The sequence below is a fragment of the Ferrigenium kumadai genome (assembly GCF_018324385.1).
GTDB lineage: Bacteria > Pseudomonadota > Gammaproteobacteria > Burkholderiales > Gallionellaceae > Gallionella > Gallionella kumadai.
This window is the reverse complement of the sequence record NZ_AP019536.1, coordinates 1,894,614-1,918,249: the sequence shown is the minus strand read 5'-3', so window position 1 is coordinate 1,918,249 and position 23,636 is coordinate 1,894,614. Positions and strand designations below refer to the sequence as shown.

28 protein-coding genes and 1 tRNA gene are annotated in these 23,636 nt (G+C 60.5%); 18 read left to right on the top strand and 11 right to left on the bottom strand.

The window, feature by feature from the left end; all coding sequences use genetic code 11:
* The first annotated feature begins 13 nt into the window (after positions 1-13).
* From arfB to FGKAn22_RS09145, 6 genes are all read left to right on the top strand, one after another.
* Positions 14-427 carry an alternative ribosome rescue aminoacyl-tRNA hydrolase ArfB gene (gene arfB, locus FGKAn22_RS09170; RefSeq protein ID WP_212785346.1) on the top strand — a complete coding sequence of 138 codons (414 nt, stop codon included), beginning with the start codon at positions 14-16 and terminating at the stop codon, positions 425-427.
* Positions 428-461: 34 nt separating this feature from the next.
* Positions 462-1,016 (top strand): YaeQ family protein, encoded by a 555-nt coding sequence (locus FGKAn22_RS09165; protein ID WP_212785345.1) that lies wholly within the window; start codon positions 462-464, stop codon positions 1,014-1,016.
* Positions 1,017-1,342: 326 nt separating this feature from the next.
* Entirely contained in the window at positions 1,343-2,800 is a 1,458-nt protein-coding gene (locus tag FGKAn22_RS09160) for an NAD(P)/FAD-dependent oxidoreductase (RefSeq protein ID WP_212785344.1), read from the top strand.
* 28 nt (positions 2,801-2,828) lie between these two features.
* On the top strand, positions 2,829-2,990 hold the full coding sequence (locus FGKAn22_RS09155) for a hypothetical protein (protein ID WP_212785343.1): 162 nt from the start codon (positions 2,829-2,831) through the stop codon (positions 2,988-2,990).
* Positions 2,991-3,331: 341 nt separating this feature from the next.
* Positions 3,332-3,643, top strand: a complete 312-nt coding sequence (locus FGKAn22_RS09150) for a hypothetical protein (protein WP_212785342.1) — start codon at positions 3,332-3,334, stop codon at positions 3,641-3,643.
* Positions 3,644-3,790: 147 nt separating this feature from the next.
* Entirely contained in the window at positions 3,791-4,282 is a 492-nt protein-coding gene (locus tag FGKAn22_RS09145) for a DUF4760 domain-containing protein (protein ID WP_212785341.1), read from the top strand.
* 110 nt (positions 4,283-4,392) lie between these two features.
* Here the strand turns inward: FGKAn22_RS09145 and rsgA are convergent, their stop codons facing one another.
* The 4 genes from rsgA to FGKAn22_RS09125 are packed head-to-tail and all read right to left on the bottom strand — an operon-like array spanning position 4,393 to position 7,189.
* Positions 4,393-5,283, bottom strand: a complete 891-nt coding sequence (gene rsgA, locus FGKAn22_RS09140; protein ID WP_212785340.1) for a ribosome small subunit-dependent GTPase A — start codon at positions 5,281-5,283, stop codon at positions 4,393-4,395.
* Positions 5,280-5,621, bottom strand: coding sequence for a 4a-hydroxytetrahydrobiopterin dehydratase (locus tag FGKAn22_RS09135; RefSeq protein ID WP_212785339.1), 342 nt, complete (start codon positions 5,619-5,621; stop codon positions 5,280-5,282). Before FGKAn22_RS09135 ends, rsgA begins: the two co-directional genes overlap by 4 nt.
* Before the next feature lie 9 nt (positions 5,622-5,630).
* Positions 5,631-5,936, bottom strand: coding sequence for a c-type cytochrome (locus FGKAn22_RS09130; RefSeq protein WP_212785338.1), 306 nt, complete (start codon positions 5,934-5,936; stop codon positions 5,631-5,633).
* A gap of 8 nt (positions 5,937-5,944) precedes the next feature.
* Positions 5,945-7,189 (bottom strand): M48 family metallopeptidase, encoded by a 1,245-nt coding sequence (locus FGKAn22_RS09125; RefSeq protein ID WP_212785337.1) that lies wholly within the window; start codon positions 7,187-7,189, stop codon positions 5,945-5,947.
* A 78-nt stretch (positions 7,190-7,267) separates the two neighbouring features.
* On the opposite strand from FGKAn22_RS09125, the gene orn reads away from it, so the two are divergent.
* Entirely contained in the window at positions 7,268-7,813 is a 546-nt protein-coding gene (gene orn / locus FGKAn22_RS09120) for an oligoribonuclease (RefSeq protein WP_212785336.1), read from the top strand.
* A gap of 31 nt (positions 7,814-7,844) precedes the next feature.
* A complete protein-coding gene (locus tag FGKAn22_RS09115) occupies positions 7,845-9,545 on the top strand; it encodes a diguanylate cyclase domain-containing protein (RefSeq protein WP_212785335.1) in 1,701 nt (566 codons plus the stop codon).
* Positions 9,546-9,572: 27 nt separating this feature from the next.
* Here FGKAn22_RS09115 and FGKAn22_RS09110 read toward each other — a convergent pair whose 3' ends face one another.
* The 6 genes from FGKAn22_RS09110 to FGKAn22_RS09085 form a co-directional block, all read right to left on the bottom strand.
* Positions 9,573-9,980, bottom strand: a complete 408-nt coding sequence (locus FGKAn22_RS09110) for a hypothetical protein (RefSeq protein WP_212785334.1) — start codon at positions 9,978-9,980, stop codon at positions 9,573-9,575.
* On the bottom strand, positions 9,977-10,318 hold the full coding sequence (locus FGKAn22_RS09105; protein ID WP_212785333.1) for a M23 family metallopeptidase: 342 nt from the start codon (positions 10,316-10,318) through the stop codon (positions 9,977-9,979). The genes FGKAn22_RS09110 and FGKAn22_RS09105 overlap by 4 nt, the downstream gene beginning before the upstream one ends.
* A 158-nt stretch (positions 10,319-10,476) precedes the next feature.
* A complete protein-coding gene (mutM, locus tag FGKAn22_RS09100) occupies positions 10,477-11,292 on the bottom strand; it encodes a bifunctional DNA-formamidopyrimidine glycosylase/DNA-(apurinic or apyrimidinic site) lyase (RefSeq protein WP_212785332.1) in 816 nt (271 codons plus the stop codon).
* 101 nt (positions 11,293-11,393) lie between these two features.
* Entirely contained in the window at positions 11,394-12,743 is a 1,350-nt protein-coding gene (locus FGKAn22_RS09095) for a GldG family protein (protein WP_212785331.1), read from the bottom strand.
* A gap of 3 nt (positions 12,744-12,746) precedes the next feature.
* On the bottom strand, positions 12,747-13,490 hold the full coding sequence (locus tag FGKAn22_RS09090) for an ABC transporter permease (protein ID WP_212785330.1): 744 nt from the start codon (positions 13,488-13,490) through the stop codon (positions 12,747-12,749).
* Entirely contained in the window at positions 13,487-14,233 is a 747-nt protein-coding gene (locus FGKAn22_RS09085) for an ABC transporter ATP-binding protein (RefSeq protein ID WP_246487379.1), read from the bottom strand. Before FGKAn22_RS09085 ends, FGKAn22_RS09090 begins: the two co-directional genes overlap by 4 nt.
* A 76-nt stretch (positions 14,234-14,309) precedes the next feature.
* Between FGKAn22_RS09085 and FGKAn22_RS09080 the strand changes: the two genes are divergently transcribed.
* The 10 genes from FGKAn22_RS09080 (at position 14,310) to FGKAn22_RS09035 (ending at position 22,934) form a co-directional block, all read left to right on the top strand.
* Entirely contained in the window at positions 14,310-16,043 is a 1,734-nt protein-coding gene (locus tag FGKAn22_RS09080; RefSeq protein WP_212785328.1) for a tetratricopeptide repeat protein, read from the top strand.
* Positions 16,043-16,606, top strand: a complete 564-nt coding sequence (lolB, locus tag FGKAn22_RS09075) for a lipoprotein insertase outer membrane protein LolB (protein WP_212785327.1) — start codon at positions 16,043-16,045, stop codon at positions 16,604-16,606. The genes FGKAn22_RS09080 and lolB overlap by 1 nt, the downstream gene beginning before the upstream one ends.
* Positions 16,603-17,463 (top strand): 4-(cytidine 5'-diphospho)-2-C-methyl-D-erythritol kinase, encoded by an 861-nt coding sequence (ispE, locus tag FGKAn22_RS09070; RefSeq protein WP_246487378.1) that lies wholly within the window; start codon positions 16,603-16,605, stop codon positions 17,461-17,463. Before lolB ends, ispE begins: the two co-directional genes overlap by 4 nt.
* 5 nt (positions 17,464-17,468) lie before the next feature.
* Positions 17,469-17,543 (top strand) — tRNA-Gln (locus tag FGKAn22_RS09065).
* 82 nt (positions 17,544-17,625) lie between these two features.
* A complete protein-coding gene (locus tag FGKAn22_RS09060) occupies positions 17,626-18,576 on the top strand; it encodes a ribose-phosphate diphosphokinase (protein WP_281411869.1) in 951 nt (316 codons plus the stop codon).
* Between the two features lie 109 nt (positions 18,577-18,685).
* Positions 18,686-19,327, top strand: a complete 642-nt coding sequence (locus tag FGKAn22_RS09055; protein WP_212785325.1) for a 50S ribosomal protein L25/general stress protein Ctc — start codon at positions 18,686-18,688, stop codon at positions 19,325-19,327.
* 65 nt (positions 19,328-19,392) lie between these two features.
* A complete protein-coding gene (gene pth, locus FGKAn22_RS09050) occupies positions 19,393-19,968 on the top strand; it encodes an aminoacyl-tRNA hydrolase (RefSeq protein ID WP_212785324.1) in 576 nt (191 codons plus the stop codon).
* Positions 19,969-20,053: 85 nt separating this feature from the next.
* Positions 20,054-21,145 carry a redox-regulated ATPase YchF gene (gene ychF / locus FGKAn22_RS09045; protein ID WP_212785323.1) on the top strand — a complete coding sequence of 364 codons (1,092 nt, stop codon included), beginning with the start codon at positions 20,054-20,056 and terminating at the stop codon, positions 21,143-21,145.
* Between the two features lie 55 nt (positions 21,146-21,200).
* Positions 21,201-22,127 (top strand): HD domain-containing protein, encoded by a 927-nt coding sequence (locus FGKAn22_RS09040; protein ID WP_212785322.1) that lies wholly within the window; start codon positions 21,201-21,203, stop codon positions 22,125-22,127.
* 150 nt (positions 22,128-22,277) lie between these two features.
* On the top strand, positions 22,278-22,934 hold the full coding sequence (locus FGKAn22_RS09035; RefSeq protein WP_212785321.1) for a phosphoribosyltransferase: 657 nt from the start codon (positions 22,278-22,280) through the stop codon (positions 22,932-22,934).
* On the opposite strand, the gene FGKAn22_RS09030 is transcribed toward FGKAn22_RS09035, so the two are convergent.
* Positions 22,915-23,565: a dienelactone hydrolase family protein gene (locus FGKAn22_RS09030; protein ID WP_212785320.1), complete on the bottom strand. Its 651-nt coding sequence runs from the start codon at positions 23,563-23,565 to the stop codon at positions 22,915-22,917. The genes FGKAn22_RS09035 and FGKAn22_RS09030 overlap by 20 nt on opposite strands.
* Positions 23,566-23,636: the final 71 nt, after the last annotated feature.

Sequence of the window (23,636 nt, the reverse complement as noted above, 5' to 3'; positions counted from 1 at the left end):
CTGCGTAGGTCGCATGCTGTATATTTCCCATAACATTTCCATCGCCGATCACGAGATCGAGATCACGGCCGTGCGCGCTCAGGGCGCGGGCGGGCAGAACGTCAACAAGGTCTCAAGCGCGGTGCACCTACGCTTCGATATAGTCGCATCGTCGCTGCCGCCGGAATTCAAGGCACGCCTGCTAAATCTCAACGACCAGCGCATCACCAAAGACGGCGTAATCATCATCAAGGCGCAGGAATTTCGCAGCCAGGAGAAGAATCGCGGCGAGGCGTTGCGGCGCCTGAAAGAACTGGTGCAAAGCATCGCTGTTCTACCCGCCGAGCGCCGCGCCACCAAACCGACACGCAGTTCGCAACGGAAGCGCATGGACAGCAAGGCGAAGCGCGGGATGGTGAAGAGCCTGCGCGGCAGGGTGGTGGAATAAGCAGACAATTTTTGCAGGACTGATAAGGGAATTCATGGCAATCAAAGCAACCGTCTTCAAGGCCAATCTGCAGATCGCGGATATGGAGCGTCACTACTACCAGGATCATTCGCTTACCTTGGCGCAGCATCCGTCGGAAACAGACGAGCGCATGATGGTACGCCTGCTGGCGTTCGCCCTGCATGCGCACGAGTACCTGGAATTCGGTCAGGGTATGACCAATGACGACGACGCGGACATATGGCGAAAAGATCTCACCGGGGCGATCGAGCTATGGATCGACGTCGGCATGCCCGACGAGAAGCTGATCCGCAAAGCCTGCGGCCGCGCCGACCAGGTGGTGGTGTACTGCTACGGCGGTCGCGTCGCCGACATGTGGTTCGCGCAGAACAGCGCTCAGTTAGAGCGGCAGAAGAACCTCACCATCATCAATCTGCCACCGGAAAGCACTCAGGCGCTGGCAGAGCTGGCGCAACGCACGATGAACCTGCAATGCACCATTCAGGACGGACAGGTTTGGCTGGGCGATGGTGATGCCAGCGTGCAGGTGGAGCGGGTGGTGCTGAAAGAGGCCGCAAGCGGGAAGTGACCTGCGGCGACTCGTGTTAGCCAACTGATTTTTAACAAGTAGTTTGAGTCTAACCGCTTGTCTTTGGCCGGCTGAATTAAATGTCACAAATTAGAACATGCTTATATTATTATATGCTTCAGCGCTGCTCTGAGATGGAACTCAGCGCATTGGAGCGGCGTACGAGATCTTCATTGGCTATCTGCCGGCCAGATTGATCTCGGACATGCCCGGCATCGTGCTGGTCATCTCTTGGGTCTTCTTCAGAGCCCGGCCGATCGCAGAGTGATCGCCGGATTTTGACTGATGATCTGTTTGTGATTGAAGCATCACTGGAGGAGAAGGAAATGTCGCGAGTTGTAATTTTGGGCGCGGGTATATCCGGTCACACCGTTGCCAGATATCTCAACAAATGGATAGGAAAACGTCACGAGATCGTCGTGGTGTCGCCCAATGCCAAATGGAACTGGATACCCTCCAACATCTGGGTGGGCGTGGGCCAGATGACCGAGGACGATGTCACTTTCGATCTCGCCGAGTTGTACAGCAAGACCAATGTCGATTTCCGTCAGGCCAAGGCGTTATCTGTCCACCCGGAAGGCAATGCAGAAAGCGCAAAGCCTTTTGTGACCGTCGAGTACACCAACCCGGCAAAGGCCGGCGCACAGGAAAACATAACTTACGATTTTCTGGTGAACGCCACCGGGCCGAAGTTGAACTTCGGCGCCACTGAGGGCCTGGGGCCTGAGCACGGACATACCGTTTCCGTTTGCTCGGCCAAGCATGCGCTGGAGGCGAACCAGAAATTGCAGGCGAGTATAGAGGCCATGCGAAAGGGGACGCGCCAGAACATCGTGATCGGTACGGGACACGGCATGTGCACCTGCCAGGGCGCGGCGTTCGAGTATATCTACAACGTGGACCATGCGTTGCGCGAGGCCGGCGTTCGCGACAAGGCGCGCATCATCTGGCTGAGCAACGAATACGAGCTCGGCGATTTCGGCATGGGCGGCGTGCATATCAAGCGAGGCGGATACATCACCAACGGCAAGACGTTCGCCGAGTCGCTGATGGTCGAGCGCGGCATCGAATGGATAACACGTGCACACGTGAAGAAGGTCGAAGCCGGGAAGATCCACTACGAGACTCTGGACGGCAGTTTCCACGAGCTGGAGTTCGATTTCTCCATGTTGATCCCTCCGTTTGCGGGCGTCGGACTCAAGGCCTTCGACAAGACCGAGGCGGACATCACCAGTCAGTTGTTTGCACCCAATGGTTTCATGAAGGTCGATGCGGATTACACCCAGCGTCCTTATTCGGAATGGAGCGCGAAGGATTGGCCAAGGACTTACCAGACTCCGGCCTACCGCAACATCTTCGCGGTCGGCATCGCCTTTGCGACGCCGCACTTGATCAGCAAGCCGATGCAAAGCGCCAATGGAACGCCGATCAATCCGACGGCCCCGAGAACCGGCATGCCCTCCGCCGCGATGGCAAAAGCCGTTGCCATGAGCATTCGCGACATGCTGAACGGTGCCGAAAAGCCGACTCACACTGCGTCGATGGCCGAAATGGGGGCTGCATGTGTCGCATCCACCGGGTCGCACATTTTCAGGGGAACCGCAGCAACCATGACCGTATTCCCGGTGGTGCCCAACTACGAGAAATATCCGGAATTCGGTCGCGACATGAACCTGACCTTCGGTGAGATCGGGCTGGCAGGCCACTGGATGAAGTATCTGCTGCACCATGCTTTCATCTATCAGGCCAAACTGCGTCCGGGCTGGTCGTTGATACCGGATTGATTGAATACGAACATACAAGGAGCAGAACATGGGCGACATCACCAACAGAGAGCCTTACCAACAGGCTTACTATCCCCCGGCACCGACGGGATTCACCCGCTTTATGAGGACGTGCCTGATTTGGCAGTTTTTCCGTTTTTTGGTTATCAACGCCAAGATGCTCAAGTTGATTGCCAAATCGCATCACTGATACCGGCGCAAGATCGAATCAAGATAGTCAGTTGCACAGATCACGCCCTTCCGGGCGTGATCTGCATTCAGAATACGCCCTAACACCTGGCCAGGTCTTTAGCAATCTAATTTCAAATGAACTGCACGCACCCGGTTGAATAGTGATCATGTGCCAGAAGCAGATACTCGGCATGACCGACCATAACGGGGTTGTGATGTAGTTTACGATCTACTGATCTGTGACTTACATATTTCAGCTTATATGTTGCTCGAAGTTTGGCTGATATTTTTCGAGATGATGATTTGGAGTTTCCTGGTGCTTCCAGCTCCTCATCGCCATCTGAAGATATGGGGGTACGCATGGATAAAGCACGAGGAATGCTTCTCTGGAGAAGGCTTCGCATTTCGAATTATGTCAACGTTACCCTGATCCTCATTTTTTTTGCATTGATTACTCGAAATGAGCCGCCTCCAAACGATGTTGTGGCTATTTGCTTACTTATCCTGATTCCTTCACATCTAAACTACCATTACCAATTAGCGGCAGTCGCAAGCTTCTTGGGGAAAAGCAGCATTTGGGTGATTATCTCCTTTACTACCTTCCCCTTAGGACCACTAATTTCGTATCTCGCCATTAAGCCTGCAGCAATGAAATTTGGGCTGACTGATTAGAATTGGTAAGAAACAAATGTCCCCCAAATTCTTATAGCACTAGTTATCGTGTGCGGTGCCGCTGCCATGGTTGGCTTGGCCTATTGGATTAAAACCCATAGTAGCGTTCAATCCGAGTCGAGCAGCATCGTCCGATGGACGATAGTCATGGCAATTGCGTCTTGGTTTGGTGTTGCCACTGCGATTTGGAGTGTTTGGCAGCTGCGTGTTGATTTGCGGGAGGTCGTAAATGCGACTATTTCCCTTGAATTGGATAAGGAGTTTGATAGTAGCGAAATGCGGCGAGCACGGCGTGAATTGGCAACAGAGCTTCTTGAGGGTAAACGGGACCTATCTGAAACGAGGGTGTTGGATTTCTTCGAAAAAGTAGCAACATACCAACGCCTTAATCGGGTTGATGTATATACGGTCGACAGCTCATTCTCGTATTTTGTCGAACGTTATTGGATTGCCTCTCAGGGATTCATCGCAGAGTTTAGACAAAAGCAAAACGATCGTACTTACTTCGAAGACTTTGAGCGACTTAATGCAGACATGCTCGGCAGAGAAGCTAAGACGAAGCATCGGGAAATATCTCAAGTCACACCATCCCAGTCAGAAGTGAAACGATTTCTCAGGGAGGAGGCTGTCTTACCATAGCCTTCGCTTCTGACCTGTCTGATTGTGCGAAACACGTCCAATTAGTTGAGTGTCTGCAAACCAATTTCAATCATTCGGTTTGGGTTGAATCCAGCCCTTCAGTGTAGATGCTAACACCCGGCCTGGCTGATCTGCTGGAACAGCTCCAGCCTGCGCGCATCGATCTTTCCAGCCTCGACGGCGTTGCGTATCGCGCAACCCGGTTCGTGCAGGTGGTGGCAGTCGTGGAAGCGGCACTGGCCGCGGTACGGCGCGAACTCGACGAATCCTTCTTCTATTCCGCCGAAGCTCAGGTGGTGCAGGCCGAACGCCTGCACGCCGGGGCAGTCGATCAGGCTGCTCTCGTCATCCAGTCGGTACAGGCGCGCATGGGTGGTGGTGTGCTTGCCGGAATCCAGCGCGCTGGAGATCTCGCGCGTGGCGGCCTGCGCCTCGGGCAGCAGCGCGTTGATGAGGGTGGATTTGCCCATGCCGGACTGGCCGACCAGCACGCTGCTGTGTCCTTGCAAGAGCGGACGCAGGGTCGATACGTCCTGCTTCGCGCTGAGTTCGAGCACGCGGTAGCCGATGGCGCGATAGGGTTCGAGGCGGGCGCGCGCCTGCGCGGCGGGTTCGGCCAGGTCGCACTTGTTCAGTACGATCAGCACTTCGATCTGCTGATCGTGCGCGGCGACCAGGCAGCGCGCCAGCAGTTCGTCACTGAACGAGGGTTCGGCGGCGACCACGACGACGATCTGCGTCACGTTCGCGGCGATGAGTTTTTCGCGGAAGGCGTCGGAGCGGTACAGCAGCGAGCGGCGCGGGGTGATGCGCTCGATCACGCCCTGGGCGCCGTTCTCCGCAGAGGCTTCGCCGGTGCGTTTGACTTCCACCACGTCGCCGCACACCACTTCGCTTTTCTTGCCGCGCGTCAGGCAGGCCAGTTCGCTGCCGTCTTCGAGACGCGTCAGGTACTGGCGGCCGAAGGCGGCGATGACCTGGCCGTGGACTGAGGCGCTCAAATCTTGAACAGCGCGTCCACTTTCGCGGCGCAGATGAAATCGTTTTCGGACAAGCCGTGGATCGAGTGGGTCGTGTATTCCACCTGGCAGCTGTTATAGGTGACCTTGAGGTCGGGGTGATGGTCCTCGCGGTGCGTCATCCAGGCCACGGCGTTGACGAAGGCGATGGTCTCATAATAGTTCTTGAAACGGTAGGTCTTGCTGATGATGTGATCGTATTGTTGCCAGCCGTCGAGCTGTTTCAGAAGTTTGTCGGCTTCCTGCGGCGTCATCGGTGCAGTCCCGCCTTCGCAGGGCTTGCATGTCTTGGTGGTCAGGTCGCATACGGTAGTGTCCATGATGCCCTCCTACTTCAGGTTGTAGTAACGGTTGAGATAGGCACCGAGGTGTTGTTCGTCCTGCGGCGTCAGGTTCGCGCCGACGTTGCCGGTGCAGAAGCGCATCTGCTCGATCAGATTCGGTACGCTGTGCACCTTGCGGTCGGGGCGGGTGAACATCGCGCTGCCGTCTCCGCCCAGCATCGCGGCGTGGCAGCTGCCGCACTTGTACTGCGCGAACAGCTTCTGGCCGGTCTGCGCGTTGCCACTGGGGAATGGGTCGGCAGAAGCCGCCGTTGCGGCACAGAGCAGTGCAATCGAAATCGCCAGTCTCATGGTGTCTCCTATTGGGCCTGCAAATGGGCGATGCGTTCCATTGCGGGAGGGTGCGAATCGTAGAACTTAGAATACAGCGGGTCGGGCGTCAGCGTCGCGGCGTTGTCCTGGTACAGCTTCACCAGCGCGTTCACCATATCCGTCTTGTCAGTCTGCTGTGCGGCATATGCATCCGCTTCGAACTCATGCTTGCGCGAATAGGCTGACAGCAGCGGGTGCAGCAGGAAGCTGAATATCGGCATCACCATGAAGAACAGCAGCAGCGCGAGCGCGGTGGATGGGGTGGTCACGCCCAAGCCTTCGTAGAACCAGCCGGTCTGCATCAGCTGGCCGAGCAGCCACAGGAAACCGAGGCTGAGGGCGAAGCTGGCGGCGATGCGCTTCATCACATGGCGGCGCTTGAAGTGGCCGAGTTCGTGAGCGAGGACAGCCTCGACTTCGCCGCCGCTCAGGCGCTCCAGCAGCGTGTCGAAGAACACGATGCGCTTGGTCTTGCCGAAGCCGGTGAAGTAGGCGTTACCGTGCGCGCTGCGTTTGCTGCCGTCCATCACGAACAAACCGCTGGCGGTGAAGCCGCATTTCGCGAGCAGGGCTTCGATGCGCGCCTTCATCTCTTCGTCCTGCATCGGCGTGAACTTGTTGAACAGCGGTGCGATGAACGAGGGGTAGATGAACAGCACCAGCAGGTTGAACGCCATCCACACCAGCCACACATAGAGCCACCAGTATGCGCCCATGCGCTCCATCAGCCACAGCACGCCGAACAGCAGCGGCAGGCCGAGCGCCGCGCCGAGCAACAGGCCTTTCAGCGCATCCTTGAGGTAGAGCGCGAAGGTCATCTTGTTGAAGCCGAAGCGCTGCTCGATGATGAAGGTGCGGTACAGGCCGAACGGCGTCTCCAGCAGCGAGGAGAGCAACAGCACCGCGACGATGGTCGCCACGCCTTGGGTGATCGGCGTGTCGAACCAGCCATTGCACAGGCCCGCGATGAACTGGATGCCGCCCGCGATGGTGAAGCCCAGCAGCACCGCGGCATCGAACAGCGTGCCCGCCATGTCGAGACGCGCCTTGGCCGATGTGTAGTCGGCGGCCTTCTGGTGGGCGGGCAGCGGGATCTTTTCGCGGAACGCTTCCGGCACGGCGGCGCGGTGCGCGGCGATGTGCGCCAGGTGGCGGCGCGCCAGCCACAGCTTGGCCAGCGTGGTGAGGGCGAGGGCGGCGATGAAGAAAACGGTGAATTGCGCAGCAGTCATGTGTGGGCGAGTGTCCGGAATGGGCGTGGTTGTGACACAATACGCGCCTTACCGTTCATATTTTTAGACGCGCGAATTATGGCACAGAACCAAAATTACCTGATCTGGATAGACATGGAGATGACAGGGTTGTCTCCGGACAACGACCGCGTCATCGAGGTCGCGTTGGTAGTCACCGACAGCAACCTGGAGACGGTCGCAGAGGCGCCCGTGCTGGTGGTGCACCAGCCGGACAGCGTGCTCGACGGCATGGACAACTGGAACAAGTCCACCCACGGCAAGTCCGGCCTGATCGACAAGGTAAAAGCCTCCACGCTGGACGAGGCCGCAGTGGAAGTGCAGATGCTGGCATTCCTCAAGGAATACGTGCCGGCGCGCATCTCGCCGATGTGCGGCAACTCCATCTGCCAAGACCGCCGTTTCCTCGCGCGCTGGATGCCGCAACTGGAAGAGTATTTCCACTACCGCAACCTCGACGTGAGCACGCTTAAAGAGCTGGTGAAGCGCTGGAAGCCTGAAGTCGCCAACGGACTCAAGAAGCACGGCAAGCACGAGGCGCTGGCCGACATCTACGAGTCCATCGCCGAGATGCGCCACTACCGCGACAACTTCATCAAGCTGTAGGCGCCGGCACAAGCGCGCCGGGTATCCCTGGATGAACGTGATCCGAAAGCAGTGGCTCAGGATCGGGGTGCAGGAAAAACTGCACATTCTGATCCAGGGCACGCTCATCATCCTGTTCTTCATCTTGATGGAATGGGTGGTCGACCGTTTCGAGGTGCAGATCGATCGCGCCGCCGAATCGCATGCCGAAGAGACGGCGGACGGTCTCATCAACGGCATGAACATGCTGATGCTGACCGGGCAGGTATCCGACCCCGGGAATCGCAGGCTGCTGTTGGACAAGATGTCGCAATCTCGCGGGATAGCCGAATTGCGCATCATCCGCGGCAGGTCGGTGGTCGAGCAGTTCGGCCCCGGGCTGCCCGAGGAGCAGGCGGCCGACGCCATGGATCGCGAGGTGCTGGCGACCGGCAAGACGCTGTTCCACAGGGTGACGCTCGCCGACGGGCGCGAGGCGCTGCGGGTGGTGGTGCCGTTCATCGCGCAACGGAACTTCCGCGGTACCGATTGCCTTGCCTGCCACAGCGCCGAAGCCGGCAGCGTCAATGGCGCCGCCAGCGTGACCATCGATCTGACGGAAGAAGAAGCCCAACTCGCCGAGATCAAGGACTTGCTTTGGATCGGCCACATCGTCCTGCAAGTGCTGCTGCTGGTCATCATCTCGCTGTTTGTGCGCATGGTCATTGTGCGCAACATTTCCCGTCCGGTCAGGAAGCTCCATGACACGATGGCTGAGATACAGCATGACATGGACCTGTCCAGGCGCGCCGATGTGGACGCCAACAACCCGGACATCGGCGAGATGGCGCAGAGCTTCAACGTGCTGGTCGGGAAGCTGGAGGACGCGACTGCACGCCTGCAGCTCTTCGCCAAGATGTTCGACAACAGCAGCGAGGCGATTGTCATCACCGATGCGCAGCGCAACATCGTCGCGGTGAATCCGGCGTTCGTCGAGATCACCGGTTATACCGCCGACGAGATGATGGGCAAGAATCCGAAGGTACTCAGCTCGGGCAAGCAGACGGCAGAGTTCTACAACACGATGTGGATGACGCTGAATGAGACCGGGCAGTGGAGCGGCGAGATCTGGAACCGGCGCAAGAATGGCGAGATCTATCCGGAGTGGCTGTCCATTGGCGTGGTGAAGAACCACAGGGGCGAGACCATCAACTACATCTCGCTGTTCTCGGACATCACCAAGCGCAAGGAGGCCGAGCAGCGCATCGAGTTCCTCGCGCATTACGACTCACTCACCAAACTGCCCAATCGTGCGCTGTTCGCGGATCGCCTGAAGCGTGCGCTAGTGATCGCCAGCCGTAACGGGAAAAAGACCGCGCTGATGTTCCTCGATCTGGACAAGTTCAAGGACATCAACGACAGGCTGGGCCATCTGGCAGGTGACCTGTTGCTGCAATCCGTCGCAGAGCGGGTGAAGTCCTGCGTGCGCGAGTCCGATACCATCTGCCGCCAGGGCGGCGACGAATTCATGGTCCTGCTGGAAGATATCGCCGGCGCTGACGACGTGGCAAAAGTCGCGCACAAAATCATTTCCGTCATGTCGGAACCGTATCAGATCGGTGAGCATAGCCTGACCGTGACGTTCAGTATCGGCGCGGCGATTTACCCGGACGATGCGGGTGATGACAAGGCGCTCATCCATCATGCCGACCACGCCATGTATCGTGCCAAAGAGAGCGGCAGGAACAACTTCCAGTTCTTCAAACGTGCCTAGCCCGACCGGGCGCGGGCAATTCAGCGATCAGGCGAACCAGCGCAGGAAGGCTGCTGCAGTCAGCGCAGTGGCGGCGAGTGTCGTCGAGGCAGGCCATACCAGCTTCCTGATCCGGTCCTGGCAGACCGGGCACGGCAGGAGATAGGCCGCCACCAGCAGGAAGCCAAACGCCACGCACAATATCTTTACCGCCAGGGCGGCCATCGCGATCCCGGAGATGTCGGGGAAGCGGTGATAGAAGAAGTAGCTCGTCAGCCCGAAGGCCGAGCCGCTGACGGCCTGGGTCGCCCACCCGGCGAAGGCTAGCCAGGCAAGTTTTTCGCGGGACTCGGGTGGCGCGAGCAGGGCGGCGAACGAACCGCCTACCGTCGCGACCGCCCCGAAATTATGCAGGACCTGGACGGCCGAATAGGCCAGGTTCTGCGCATCGCTCATTTTGCGGTGACGTTGACGCAGGCTCCGGGTCCGGTCGGAACGTGCCCCTTGGTGTTCACCGCGAGGCAAAGCTTGTGCTTGCCCGGTGCGAGCGCATCGACCTCGACGGTTCCCTTCAGCTGGCGGATGACGTCCATCCGCTTGCCGTCCACATTGAGGTGGAGATGGTCTCCCTCGTAGCCGGTATCGGCCATGTAACTTAACTTGATCTTTTGGCCTGCCGCGACCGTCGCGCCTTCCGCCGGCGAGGAGATGGTGACTTTGCCGTTTGCGGCAATCGCCGGGTGGGCACCGAAAAGCATGGCAAGCAGGACGGACGCCATCGCATGGTTGTTCATGATCGTTCTCCTCGATTGGTTGAACGGTGGCGGGCTATGCCGCATCGCTGCTGTCCCGCGCAGTTGCATCCTGCGCGTGCGGCATGCAGGGGGCAATACGCCGGATTGCTGAATGGGAGGCGGTGCCGGGTAGTATTGCGGTGGGTGGATTGCCCAGCCTAACGCTGGCAGTGCGGACAGTAGAAGCTCGAGCGCTGGCCCTGTTTGACCTGCTTGATGGAAGCGCCGCAACGGCGGCAGGGTTCGCCCGCGCGGCCGTACACCCAGTAGTGCTGCTGGAAGTAACCCGGCTTGCCGTCGCTGTTCACGAAATCGCGCAGGGTGCTGCCGCCTTTCTCGATCGCGTCAGACAGGGTCGCGCGTATCTCCCGCACCAATTGCGCGCAACGTTCGCGGCTGAGCTTACCCGCTGCGAGCTGGGGGCGGATGCCGGCGCGGAACAGCGCCTCGTTGGCGTAGATGTTGCCGACACCGACGACCACGCGGTTGTCCATGATGACCAGCTTGATCGCGGCGGTCTTGTTGCGCGTGGCTCGGTAGAGGTGTTCGGCGTCGAAATCCCTTTCAAGCGGTTCCGGGCCGAGCGCGGCGAGCAGCGGGTGCTGCGCGGCATCGCCCTCGTGCCACAGCACAGCGCCGAAACGGCGCGGGTCTCGTAATCGCATCAGCTTGCCGTCGGCCAGCACCAGGTCGAAGTGGTCGTGTTTCTCCGGCGGCGTCTTCGCAGGCAGAATGCGCAGGCTGCCGGACATGCCCAAATGCAGGATCAGTGTGCCGTGGTCGAACTCGACCAGCAGGTATTTCGCGCGGCGGTGCAGGCGGCGGATGGTCTGGCCGCGCAGCAGCTTGGGCAGGTTGTGTGGAACAGGCCAGCGCAACTGGGGATGGCGGATGACGACATCCGCGATGGTCTGGCCGACGAGGTGAGGTGCGAGTCCGCGCAGGGTGGTTTCTACTTCGGGTAGTTCGGGCATACCTCTCCCCTAACCCCTGATGAAACTATTAGCCATTCGACTAGGCGGCAACGCCGCCAAGTCGCTGGTTATCCCCCGCATGCGGGGGAGGGGAATCAACTCTATGCACGACGGCGTTTCCACCACACATAGCCTCCCGCGCCGCAGAGCAGCAGCGGCAGGCCGAGCAGGAAGACGATGCTGATGACGTTGAGCTGGGTTTGGCTCAGTACCAGGCTGCTGTCCTTCGCGGCGCGCGGCTGGATGGTGATGAGGCGCTCCTCGCTGGCGAGCCAGTTCACCATATTCACGCCCAGGTCCACGTTGCCGCCGTTGCCGGCGAAGCTGTTGGCGAGGAAGGCGCCGCTGCCGACGACCACGATGCGCTGTTCGCGATCGTCGACGCTGCGTTGCAGCGCCACGGCGATGGCGGCGGGGCCCGGCGTGTCGTGCTGTTTGTCGAAGCGCGGTTTGCCGCCTGGTTTGTTGCGGCTGACCCAGCCGCGCGGTGCGGCTTCGACCAGTACATGGTGCTCCCACTCTGGGCTCTCGCCCCAAGCGATGGAGCGCGCCTCGGGGAAGGCGGTGATCAGGTTGAAGTTGCGGGTCACCGCATGCGGCGGATAGGCCGCCCCGAGCGACCAGGTGGCGGGCGCATTCATCTCGGCGGCGGACGGGTCGATGACGATGCCGGGCGGCAGTAGCAGATCGAGTCTTTCGGCGAGGCGCTCCAGCCCGTGCAACGGCTCGGCATCCACCAGCCACAGCAGGTTGCCGCCGTGTTCCACGTAACGCAGCAGCTTATCCACTTCGCCAGGCATCAGGTCGAGCTGCGGCTGGGTGATGACCAGCATGCTGGCGTTGTCCGGAACTTCCTGCGCGAGTGCGAGGTTGAGGCTGGCGATGCGGAAGCCATTCCGTTTGAGCTTGGCGCCGAACGGCGACCCGAGATCGTAGTTGGCGATGCCGTCCAGTTTGCGTTCGCCGTGGCCGTCCAGATACATCACCAGTTGCTCACGGCTGTGCGCCAAGCGCAGCAGCGTGCCGGTGAGGATGGACTCGTTGAGCTGGGTGAGGTGCTCACTGCGCCCCGCATGCTCGATCACCATCTCGCCGTTGAGCTGGATGCCCGCGGCACGAGTCTTCTCGGGTTCTTTTTCCGGGTCGATGAACGTCAGGTTGATGTCGCTCTTGTAGCGTTGATATAGCGAGACGAAGTCGCGGATGACCTTGCGGATGTCGCCTAGGCGCGGGTCCTGCTCGGTGGCGTAGACGATGATGTTCACCGGCCCCTTGAGCTGTTTGAGCACTTGTACGCTCGAAGGCTCCAAGCTGTTGAGTGCGTTGTGGGTGACGTCGCGTTGCAGGTGATAGCGTTTGGCGAGCTGGTACAGGCCGGTTGTCGTGGCAGCGACCAGCAGGACGATCAGGACATTGCGCAGCGATAGTGCGGTGAGGAATTTGCGCAGCATGAGTTATCCGTAGATGCGGTTGTTGTGGACGCGGCGCATCGCCAGCAGCAGGAATGCCGTGCTGAACAGCACGAAGAAGGCGGCATCGCCGCTGTCCAGCAAGCCGCTATTGAAGCTCTGGAAGTGATTGAGCGGCGAGAGCGCGTGCCAGGGCGAATCTTCCGCCGTGGCGCCGATGTCGGCCAGCCATAGCCCCGCCAATGCCGCCAGCGCGCCGATGGCGGCGATGACCGGCTGGGAGGTGAGTGCGGAAATATACAGACCAATCGCGACGTAGCTGGCGGTGAGCAGCAGCAGGCCCAGCAGGTTGGACAGCATCAGCCCGTGGTCGAGCGCGGTGCCGAGCGCCAGGGTGTAGAGCATCAGCGGCACGCCGCATGCCAGCAGCATCAGGAAGACCAGCAGTCCGAAGAACTTGCCGAGCACGATGTGGCGGCTGGACAGCGGCGAGGAGAGCAGCAGCGGCAGCGTCTGGTTGCGGCGCTCTTCGGCGATCAGGCGCATGGTGAACATAGGCACCAGCATCATCAGCAGCAGCGCGACGGTGTTGAACATCGGCGCGGCGATGGTGGCGGTGACACCGGGGGCATTGGCGAGCTGGGCAAGCTGCGGCTGGAGCTGGAGGAAGGCTTCCAGCCGCGCCAGGAAGAACCACGCGAAGACGAATTGCAGGGCGGCGAGGATGAACCAGGTCGAGGGCAGGGCGAACAGGCTGCGCAGTTCGCGCAGGGCAAGCAGGCGGATCATACGTGCGGCTCCGTAATGCGAATGAAGTTCTCTTCCAGCTTGCCCGGTTCTCCGCCGTAGCTCATCAGCGCGGACGTCGTGTCACCGTAGATCAGCTTGCCATGCTGCATGATCTGCACGCTGTCGCACACGCTTTCCACTTCGCCCAGCAGGTGGGTGGAGAGGATCACGCTGCTCTTGTTGCCCAGTTCGCGGATCAGATGGCGGATGTCGCGGATCTGTGCCGGGTCGAGGCCGACGGTCGGTTCGTCCAGCACGATCACGTCGGGCGAGTGGACGACGGCCTGGGCAATGCCGACGCGCTGCTGGTAGCCTTTAGAGAGCGTGGCTATGGTCTTTTTGCGTACCGATTCCAGTCCGCAGTGCCGCGTGGCTTGCTCAACGGCCTCGGCGACGGCGGCGGGTTTCATGCCGCGCAGGCGGGCGGCGAAGGTCAGGTAACTTTCCACGCTGAGTTCGCGGTACAGCGGCGGGGTCTCGGGCAGGTAGCCGATATGCGCCTTCGCCAGCAGGGGGCGGTGCAGCAGGTCGATGCCGCAGATCTCGATGGTGCCGCTGTCGGGCAGCAGGCAGCCGGTCAGCATCTGCATCGTGGTGCTCTTGCCCGCGCCGTTGTGGCCCAGCAGGCCGAGCACCTCGCCGCGTTTCAGTTCCAGCGATACATCGTTGACGATCTGCCGGTTGCCGAAGCGGCGCATCAGGTTGCGTGCGGAAAGCGTTGTTTCGGGAGTGGTGTCGGACAAGGTAAGAAAAGCCGTGGTTGTGAGTTGGGTTGAATATAACCTAATATGTGCGCCCGCATCAAAATCATATATTTCGATGAAGCGCTCCGAATCACTCATTCTGTGCAGCCTGCTGCTCGCCGCTTGCGCGCAGGCGCCGCAGCGCCCCGAGCCTGCTGCTGCGCCCGCGCCCGCCGCTTCGGCACAAGCCTCTGCGGAACCGGAACTCAAATTGCCCAACGTCGCGTTGAGCGATGAGTTGCTGTATGAATACCTGCTGACCGAGATCGCGTCGCAGCGCGGGTACAAGACGCTGGCCGCGGAAGGCGGTGCCGACCTGGTCAAGAAGACTCACGATCCGCGCCTCGCGCGCCGTTCCGCGCAACTGGCATTCGAGTCCGGCGATATGAACAAGGCGATCGAGGCGCTGCGCCAGTGGCAGGCAGTCGAGCCGGATTCGCCGGTGGCGGCGCGCATGCTGGCTTCGACCCTGCTGCGTGGCGGCAAGCTGGACGAGGCGCGTCAGGAGCTGGCCAAGATACTGAAGGCCGATGAAGCCAAGGCCGGACAGAATTTCATACAGCTATTCCAGCTGGTCGCCCCCTATCCGGACAAGGCCGCCGTGCTGAAATTGGTGCGCGAACTGGCGCAGCCTTATGCACAGGTCGCCGAGGCGCATTGGGCGGTGGCGCAGCTGGCGCAACTCGCAGGCGACAACCCGCTTGCGCTGAACGAGATACGCGAGGCACGCAAACTGCGGCCCGAGTGGGATATGGCCGTGTCGCTGGAGGCGCAGTTGCTGATGAAGGACTCGCCGCGGGAAGGGCTGGAGGTGCTGCACCGCTATTTGTCCGGCAATCCGCAAGCGCGCGAAATCCGCCTGCAATATGCCCGCGCTTTGCTGGAGCAGAAGCAATACCGGGAGTCGCGCGACGAGTTCCAGCGGCTGGCGCAGGACAATCCGGACAGCCCGGAGCTCGCCTTTGCCATCGCCCTGATATCCCTGCAGATGAACGATCTGAAGGGCGCCGAAGCACAGCTCAAGCTGGCGCTGGAGAAAGGCAAGAAGGATCAGGATTCGGTGCAGTATTACCTCGGTCAGCTGGGGGAAGCGAAAGAGGATGAGGATGAGGCGCTGGCGCATTACCGCGAGGTGAAGGGCGGCGAGTACCTGTTCGCGTCACAGTTGCGCGTGGCTTACCTGCTGAGCAAGCGCGGCAAGCTGGACGAGGCGCTGGAGTTCCTGCACCGGGCGCAGGCCGTCGACAACCAGCAGCGCGTGCAATTGCTGCTGATCGAGGCGCAATTGCTGCGCGAGGCACAGCGCATCGAGGATGCCTACCAGGTGTTGCAGCAGGGGTTGGAGAAACTGCCGAACCATCCCGATCTGCTCTACGAGACCGCGATGCTGGCGGACAAACTCGGCAAGTATGAGATCTCCGAGCGCTTGCTGCGCAAGCTGATCCAGATCAAGCCGGATCATGCGCATGCCTACAATGCGCTCGGCTACAGCCTGCTGGAGCGCAATGTGCGCATCCCCGAGGCGCTCGAACTGGTCGAGAAGGCGTTGCAGCTCGCGCCAGACGATGCCGCCATCATGGACAGCGTGGGTTGGGGCTATTACCGCAGCGGCAGGCTTGACGAGAGCGTGAAGATGCTGCGGCGCGCCTTTGCGGGCAATCCCGATCCCGAGGTCGCGGCTCATCTGGGCGAAGTGTTGTGGGTGCGCGGCGACAAGGACGAGGCCAGGAAGGTATGGCAGGACAGCCTCAATGCCCATCCCGGCAACACCCTGCTGCAGGCGGTCATCAAAAAATTCACGGCGCCGTAATGCGTTTGATCGTTCTGCTCTGGCTGGCTCTTTTGAGCGGCTGCGCGTTGCTGCCGACATCGCCCGCGCCGGCCGCTCGTCCAGCACAACCGGAGGCGGCGTCGTTCGCGCTGAACGGGCGCATCGCGGTCAGGCATAACGGCACACGCCATTCCGCCGGGCTGCGCTGGGTGCACCAAGCGCAATCCGACGAAGTCCTGTTGCTTGCACCGCTCGGGCAGACCGCCGCGCGCGTGTATCGCGATGCCTCTGGCGCAACGCTGGACGACGGAGGACGGCATTACCAGGCTGGGGATGCGGAATCGCTGATGCAGCAGGTGCTGGGCTGGCAACTGCCTCTGAACGGCTTGCACCATTGGGTGCTGGGGCTGCCGCTGGCGGAAAGCCAGGCGCAGATCGAACGCGATGCCGAAGGGCGGATCACGGTGTTGCGCCAGGATGGCTGGGAGGTGCGGTATCAGCGGTATGCCGGCGACAGGGCGGACAGCCTGCCGGCGCGCTTGCAACTGAGCCGTGACAACTTGCAGGTACAACTGTTGATCGACGAATGGGAAATCCAGTGAAACAAACCATCAGTTGTCCCGCCCCGGCGAAGCTCAACCTGTTCTTGCACGTGGTCGGGCGCAGGCCGGACGGTTATCACATGCTGCAAACCTTGTTCCGTTTCATCGATCTGCACGACATGCTGCATTTCTCTTTGCGCGAAGACGGGGCGGTGCATCGCAGCAATGCGATCGAGGGCGTGGCGGAGGATCAGGATCTGTGCGTGCGTGCGGCGCGGCTGCTGCAAGATGAGACCGGTTGCAAGCTGGGCGTGGATATCGCGGTGGAAAAACGCATCCCGATGGGAGGCGGCCTGGGGGGCGGCAGTTCGGATGCGGCGACCACGTTGATCGCTTTGAATCGTCTGTGGCAGCTTAACTTGTCGCGCGAACGCCTGATGCAGCTGGGTTTGCGTCTGGGCGCGGACGTGCCGGTGTTCGTGTTCGGCGAGAACGCTTTTGCCGAGGGTGTGGGCGAACAATTGCAGGCCTATCCTTTGCCGGAAGCGTGGTATGTAGTGCTGTTTCCGCCGGTGCATGTACCGACCGTACAAATTTTTACGCATCCGGAATTGACACGCGACTCGGTTTCTATCACAATGCGCGCCCTCTCGGACCTGAGGCTCCAAGAGGGGCGAAAACTTCGCAACGATCTGCAATCCGTGGTGTGCAAGCTTTACCCGGAAGTGGCGCGTTATATAGCTTGGCTGGGCAATTTCGGCCAGGCGGTGATGACCGGATCGGGTGCGTGCGTGTTCGCCGAGTTTGAAAGTCGCAGCCAGGCCGAAGCAGTGATAAGGCAGTTGCCGCATAATATGCGCGGCGTGGTGGCGCAAGGTTTAGTAAAGCATCCATTGCACGATTGGATGCCCAAGTAAGTTATTGGGGAGTCGCCAAGTGGTAAGGCACCGGATTTTGATTCCGGCATTCGTAGGTTCGATCCCTACCTCCCCAGCCAAATACAGTTCCGGCGCGAGCGAGCGGCCGGGGCTAATTTCCAGGGCGTGTGCCCTTTTTTCCGATTCTTTGAGGGGTTGCACGTGTCTTACGACAGCTTGATGGTGTTCACCGGTAATGCCAATCCTAAGCTCGCTGAAGCGGTCGCGCAGCATCTTCATATCCATCTCGGGCGCGCCACGGTAGGCCGCTTCTCCGACGGCGAGGTGATGGTGGAGTTGCTGGAGAACGTGCGCGGCAAGGATGTGTTCGTTCTGCAATCCACCTGCGCGCCGACCAATGACAACCTGATGGAAGTGATGGTGATGGTGGATGCGCTGAAGCGCGCCTCCGCCGGTCGTATCACTGCTGCATTGCCCTATTTCGGTTATGCACGTCAGGATCGCCGTCCGCGCTCGGCTCGTGTGGCGATCACTGCCAAGGTGGTGGCCGACATGCTGAGCAGCGCCGGTGTGGACCGCTTGTTGACCATGGACCTGCACTCCGACCAGATCCAGGGCTTCTTCGATATCCCAGTGGACAACATCTATGCCAGCCCGATCCTGCTGTCGGACGTGTGGAAGCAGAATTACCCCAACCTGATCGTGGTGTCGCCGGATGTGGGCGGTGTGGTGCGTGCCCGCGCCCTGGCCAAGCAACTGGATGCCGACCTGGCGATCATCGACAAGCGCCGTCCCAAGCCGAACGTGGCGAAGGTGATGAACATCATCGGCGACGTGGTGGGGCGTACTTGTCTGATCATGGACGATATGGTCGACACCGCCAACACCTTGTGCGAAGCCGCCAATGCGCTGAAGGAAAAGGGCGCGGCGCGCGTGCTGGCCTACTGTACCCATCCGGTGCTATCAGGTCCGGCGATCGAACGCATCGAAAACTCTGCACTGGACGAGCTGGTGGTTACCGACACGATCCCGCTGAGCGAAGCGGCGCGCAACTGCAAGCGCATCCGCCAGCTGAGCACGGCGGAACTGCTGGCGGAAACCATCCGCCGCATCAACAACGAAGAGTCGGTGAGCTCGCTGTTCACCGAATAAAGTAGGGGCGGGTTTCAAACCCGCCCTCAAGTTTTAGCGGCAACCACGTTGGTTGCCGCGAACCCGGAATCGCCTGGTCGCGGGCGGTTCTGTTTTTTGGAGAAGTGAAATGACTATCGAAATCAATGCAACAATTCGCAAGGCGCAAGGTACGGGTGCGAGCCGCCGTCTGCGTAATTCCGGCCGCGTGCCAGGAATTGTCTATGGTTCCGGCGACGTGGCCATGATCGAACTGGATCACAACGATCTGTACTACAAGCTGCGTGACGAGGCGTTCCACGCTTCCCTGTTGACGCTGAACCTGGATGGCAAGAAGGAATCCGTGCTGTTGCGCGACTTCGTGATGCACCCGTTCCGCCAGCAAGTCCAGCATATCGACTTCCAGCGCGTGGACGCGACGCACAAGATGCACAAAAAGGTGCCGCTGCACTTCCTGAACGAAGAAATCGCGCCCGGCGTGAAGACCGGCGGCGGCAAGATCAGCCACGTGATGACCGAACTGGACATCACCTGCCTGCCCAAGGACCTGCCGACCTTCATCGAAGTCGATCTGGGCAAGCTGGAGTTGGGCCATTCCGTGCACGTTTCCGATCTGAAGCTGCCGAAGGGCGTGGAGATCGCTGCACATGGCACTCATACCGCCGAAGCTGTGGTGGTGACCGTTCAGGTTCCGCGCGGTACGGTTGAGGCTGCTGCAGAAGCGACTGCCGAAGCTGCCGCCGCACCGGCTGCCAAGGAAGCCAAGAAGTAAGCAAAGGGTCAACCTGTGCAACCCGCCACTGCTGATTCCGGCATGGCGGGTTTTTCATTTTGAACATGTCCTCTATACGTTTGATCGTCGGCCTGGGCAATCCCGGGCGTGAATACGAAACCACCCGCCACAACGCCGGATTCTGGTGGGTGGACGAGTTCGCGCATTCGCAAAACCTGAGCTTCAGGAGCGAGGCCAAGTTCCACGGCTTGGCTGCTCGCGGTCAACTGCATGGAAACGAGGTGTTCCTGCTCAAGCCGCAGACCTTCATGAACGTGAGCGGCCGCGCCGTCGGCGCGCTGGCACAGTTCTACAAGATCGCGCCCGCCGAGATACTGGTCGTGCACGACGAACTGGACCTGCCACCGGGCAGCGCCAAGCTTAAACTGGGCGGTGGCCACGGCGGCCACAACGGCCTGAAGGACATCATCGCCCAGCTCGGCACGAAGGACTTCTGGCGGCTGCGGCTCGGCATCGGCCATCCGGGCGAGCGCAGCGAGGTGTCGAACTTCGTGTTGCACGACCCGCGCCGCGAAGAGCGCGAACTGATCGAAGAGGCGATGCGGCGCGCGCTGGATGTCGCGCATCTGGTCATCGAAGGCAAAACCGAAGCAGCGATGTTGAAGCTGCACAGTAATTAGGAGTCGGGAGACAGGATACGGAATACAGGGGTTGTCTGTATCCTGTATCCCGTACCCCGCATCCTGTTAAATTAGAGGAAAAAACATGAGTCTCAAATGCGGTATCGTCGGTCTGCCCAATGTCGGCAAGTCCACCATGTTCAACGCGCTGACCAAGGCGGGCATCGCCGCGGAGAATTATCCCTTCTGCACCATCGAGCCCAACGTCGGCATCGTCGAGGTGCCGGACCCGCGCATGGATGAGCTGGCGAAGATCGTCAAGCCGCAGCGCATGCAGTATGCCATCGTCGAATTCGTCGACATCGCGGGCCTGGTCGCTGGCGCATCCAAGGGCGAAGGCCTGGGCAACCAGTTCCTCGCCAACATCCGCGAGACCGATGCCATCGTCAACGTGGTGCGCTGCTTCGATGACCCGAACGTGGTGCACGTGGCCGGCAAGGTCGATCCGCTGGCCGATATCGAGGTCATCATCACCGAGCTGGCACTGGCCGACCTCGCTGTGGTGGAACGCACCATCCAGCGCGACGGCAAGAAGGCCAAGTCCGGCGACAAGGATGCGCAGAAGCTGGTTGCCGTGCTGGAGCGTTTGCTGCCACACCTGAACGAAGGCAAGCCCGCGCGCACCTTCGGTTTGAGCGAGGAAGATACGCAGCTGGTCAAGCCGCTGTGCCTGCTCACCATCAAGCCCGCGATGTACGTCGGCAACGTGCTGGAAGACGGTTTCGAGAACAATCCCTATCTCGACCGGTTGCGCGAATATGCAGCGAAGGAGGGGGCGCCGGTGGTGGCGCTGTGCGCCAAGATCGAGGCGGAACTGGCCGATCTGGATGACGCCGACAAGAAGGAATTCCTCGCCGATCTGGGCCTGGAAGAGCCTGGCCTGAACCGGCTGATCCGCACCGGCTACGACCTGCTCGGCCTGCAAACCTACTTCACCGCTGGGGTGAAGGAAGTGCGCGCCTGGACCATCCATAAGGGCGACACCGCGCCGCAGGCGGCGGGCGTGATCCACACCGACTTCGAGCGCGGCTTCATCCGGGCGCAGACCATCTCCTACGCCGACTTCATCGCCTGCGGCGGCGAGGCCGGTGCCAAGGAAAAAGGCAAGATGCGCGTCGAGGGCAAGGATTACGTGGTGCAGGACGGCGACGTCATGAACTTCCTGTTCAACGTCTAGGGGGCAGTGCGGCTGGCCAGGTAAACCGGGAATTCGAAGCCCTGAATTTATCGACATGAAGATCGCTCCTGATACGGATGAGATAAACAGCCTGTTCGCCAACAGCGATGCGGAGGTGGTGTGGGCGAAGGTGGCCGGTATCGTCGGCCTCATCGATCCCGCGTGCGATCTCGCGTTGGCGCGTACCGTATTTGATGACGTGGTGCGCCTGTTCCGGGGCAAATATCCCGGCTACTGCCCCATCAAGACGCCGTATCACGATCTGCCCCATACGCTGGATGTGTTCCTGTGCGCGGTGCGGCTGATGCATGGCGTGCATGTCTCGGGTACCCGTCTGGGCGCCGACGAGATATCCCTGGTCATGATGGCCACGCTGATGCACGATATTGGCTATGCACAAAAGGAAGGCGAGGGGAATGGCACCGGTGCGCAGTTCACGAAGTGCCATGTCGCTCGCGGCATTGAGTTCATGCTGCACTATGCCGACGAACGGAACTTCCCACTGTCCTTTACTGCGAAACTGGAATGCATGATCCGCAGTACCGATCCGGGTTATCCATTCGCACAGATACCTTTCCCGGACGAGCATTGCCGCCTGTTGGGACAACTCGTCGGAACTGCCGACCTGGTCGGGCAGATGGCCGATCGCACGTATCTGGAGAAGCTGCTGTTCCTGTACCTGGAGTTCAAGGAGGCGAACTTCGGGAACTATCAGAGCGTGCACGACATGCTGCGCCAGACCAGGAGGTTTTACGAAATCACCCAGGAAAAGCTGGATAGCGCCTATCAGGGGCTGTATGCCAAGCTGGTCTTCCACTTCAGGGAAGTTTTCGGCACCGGGAACAACTATTACCTGGAATCCATCGAGAAGAACATTGCCTATCTGGCGAAGGTCACTGCGCGCGAGGAGGCCGAACATCTCGTCATGCTCAAGCGCGGCGGTATCGCGGAAAAATCCATGGCCATGTCCGTCCTGGCTTGAGGCCGCGTTCCTGATCTTTGTCTGTGAGCCTAAACGGCGGGGCGAAAGCTCGTTGGATTGAGCTCAATGCCCAGTCGGCTGCCATATAAGGCGAATCCCCCCTTCCATTTTTTGCCTGCAAGCGCAGAATAGGGCGACTGGAGGTGGACCATGTTCTTTGCGAACCGGATTGCGGCGGCCAAACAACTCGCCGAGGCGCTCGCCGAATACCGCGGCAGGCATCCCCTGATCCTGGCGATACCGCGCGGTGCCGTGCCGATGGCGCAAGTTATTGCCGAGCAATTAGGCGGTGAGGTGGATGTGGTCCTGGTGCGCAAGCTGCGCGCGCCGGGCAGTCCCGAGTTCGCCATCGGTTCGGTCGACGAAAGCGGCTGGTCCTACGTCGCCGATTACGCCGCGAGCGCCGGGGCGGACAGGGAGTACATCGAGGGGGAGATCGCCGAGCAGATGGAAACCATGCGGCGGCGGCGCGCACAATATACGCCGGTGCGGCCTCCCATCGATCCAGCAGGGCGCGTGGTCATCGTCATCGACGACGGGTTGGCGACAGGTTCGACCATGATCGCCGCTCTGCACGCGTTGCGGGCGAAGCAACCGGCGGAGCTGGTTTGCGCGGTGCCGGTCGCGCCGCCCGATACCCTGGAAAAGGTGCGCGGTTATGCCGACCGTGTCGTGTGCCTCTCTGCGCCGTCCGGTTTCCATGCGGTGGGGCAGTTCTACATGGACTTCCAGCAGGTAACGGATGAGGAAGTGATCGATATCCTGGCCGCTACCGGCGAGCCCTCCCCTAACCGAGATATTTCTTGAACCAGACGGCGGCATGCTGCGCGACCTGCTCCAGCGTGCCGGGCTCTTCGAACAGGTGCGTGGCGCCCGGCACGATGACGAGTTCCTTTTCGCAGGTGAGGCTGGCGTAAGCCATCCGGTTGAGCTGGATCACCACGTCGTCATGGCCGCCGACGATGAGCAGCGTGGGGGCGCCGACCTTGCTCAAGGCGAGCTCCCCAGCCAGATCCGGGCGCCCGCCGCGAGAGACCACCGCCGAAATCTCCTTGCCCAGTTCCGCAGCCGCCTGCAGTGCCGCCGCCGCACCGGTGCTGGCGCCGAAATAACCGATCTTCAATGCCTGCGTGGCCGGATGTCGCTGCAACCATGCTGTCGTTCCCGTCAGCCGGGTGGTCAGCAACGGGATGTCGAAACGGGTGTCGTAATCGGCATCCTCGGCGGGGGTGAGCAGATCGATGAGCAGGCTGCCGACCCCGGCGTCGAACAATTCACCTGCGACGAAGTTGTTGCGCGGGCTGAAACGGCTGCTGCCGCTGCCGTGGGCGAACAGCACCACTCCCTTTGCGCCCTCCGGCAGGGCGAGATTGCCTTCCAGTTGCACTTGTCCTGTCTGGATGCGAACGGGTTCCTGTTTGCCAATAGGGTGGGACATGATGTTCTCCTTTGCGAGGATAACCAATCGAAAAGTGGGGGGGGGGCGATAGCTTAAAAATCGAGCAGTAC

Coding starts and splice junctions, on each gene's coding strand:
- arfB (WP_212785346.1), top strand. CDS start 14: ATGCTGTATATTTCCCATAACATTTCCATCGCCGATCACGAGATCGAG.
- FGKAn22_RS09165 (WP_212785345.1), top strand. CDS start 462: ATGGCAATCAAAGCAACCGTCTTCAAGGCCAATCTGCAGATCGCGGAT.
- FGKAn22_RS09160 (WP_212785344.1), top strand. CDS start 1,343: ATGTCGCGAGTTGTAATTTTGGGCGCGGGTATATCCGGTCACACCGTT.
- FGKAn22_RS09155 (WP_212785343.1), top strand. CDS start 2,829: ATGGGCGACATCACCAACAGAGAGCCTTACCAACAGGCTTACTATCCC.
- FGKAn22_RS09150 (WP_212785342.1), top strand. CDS start 3,332: ATGGATAAAGCACGAGGAATGCTTCTCTGGAGAAGGCTTCGCATTTCG.
- FGKAn22_RS09145 (WP_212785341.1), top strand. CDS start 3,791: ATGGCAATTGCGTCTTGGTTTGGTGTTGCCACTGCGATTTGGAGTGTT.
- FGKAn22_RS09135 (WP_212785339.1), bottom strand. CDS start 5,621: ATGGACACTACCGTATGCGACCTGACCACCAAGACATGCAAGCCCTGC.
- FGKAn22_RS09130 (WP_212785338.1), bottom strand. CDS start 5,936: ATGAGACTGGCGATTTCGATTGCACTGCTCTGTGCCGCAACGGCGGCT.
- FGKAn22_RS09125 (WP_212785337.1), bottom strand. CDS start 7,189: ATGACTGCTGCGCAATTCACCGTTTTCTTCATCGCCGCCCTCGCCCTC.
- orn (WP_212785336.1), top strand. CDS start 7,268: ATGGCACAGAACCAAAATTACCTGATCTGGATAGACATGGAGATGACA.
- FGKAn22_RS09115 (WP_212785335.1), top strand. CDS start 7,845: ATGAACGTGATCCGAAAGCAGTGGCTCAGGATCGGGGTGCAGGAAAAA.
- FGKAn22_RS09110 (WP_212785334.1), bottom strand. CDS start 9,980: ATGAGCGATGCGCAGAACCTGGCCTATTCGGCCGTCCAGGTCCTGCAT.
- FGKAn22_RS09105 (WP_212785333.1), bottom strand. CDS start 10,318: ATGAACAACCATGCGATGGCGTCCGTCCTGCTTGCCATGCTTTTCGGT.
- mutM (WP_212785332.1), bottom strand. CDS start 11,292: ATGCCCGAACTACCCGAAGTAGAAACCACCCTGCGCGGACTCGCACCT.
- FGKAn22_RS09095 (WP_212785331.1), bottom strand. CDS start 12,743: ATGCTGCGCAAATTCCTCACCGCACTATCGCTGCGCAATGTCCTGATC.
- FGKAn22_RS09090 (WP_212785330.1), bottom strand. CDS start 13,490: ATGATCCGCCTGCTTGCCCTGCGCGAACTGCGCAGCCTGTTCGCCCTG.
- FGKAn22_RS09080 (WP_212785328.1), top strand. CDS start 14,310: ATGAAGCGCTCCGAATCACTCATTCTGTGCAGCCTGCTGCTCGCCGCT.
- lolB (WP_212785327.1), top strand. CDS start 16,043: ATGCGTTTGATCGTTCTGCTCTGGCTGGCTCTTTTGAGCGGCTGCGCG.
- FGKAn22_RS09055 (WP_212785325.1), top strand. CDS start 18,686: ATGACTATCGAAATCAATGCAACAATTCGCAAGGCGCAAGGTACGGGT.
- pth (WP_212785324.1), top strand. CDS start 19,393: ATGTCCTCTATACGTTTGATCGTCGGCCTGGGCAATCCCGGGCGTGAA.
- ychF (WP_212785323.1), top strand. CDS start 20,054: ATGAGTCTCAAATGCGGTATCGTCGGTCTGCCCAATGTCGGCAAGTCC.
- FGKAn22_RS09040 (WP_212785322.1), top strand. CDS start 21,201: ATGAAGATCGCTCCTGATACGGATGAGATAAACAGCCTGTTCGCCAAC.
- FGKAn22_RS09035 (WP_212785321.1), top strand. CDS start 22,278: ATGTTCTTTGCGAACCGGATTGCGGCGGCCAAACAACTCGCCGAGGCG.
- FGKAn22_RS09030 (WP_212785320.1), bottom strand. CDS start 23,565: ATGTCCCACCCTATTGGCAAACAGGAACCCGTTCGCATCCAGACAGGA.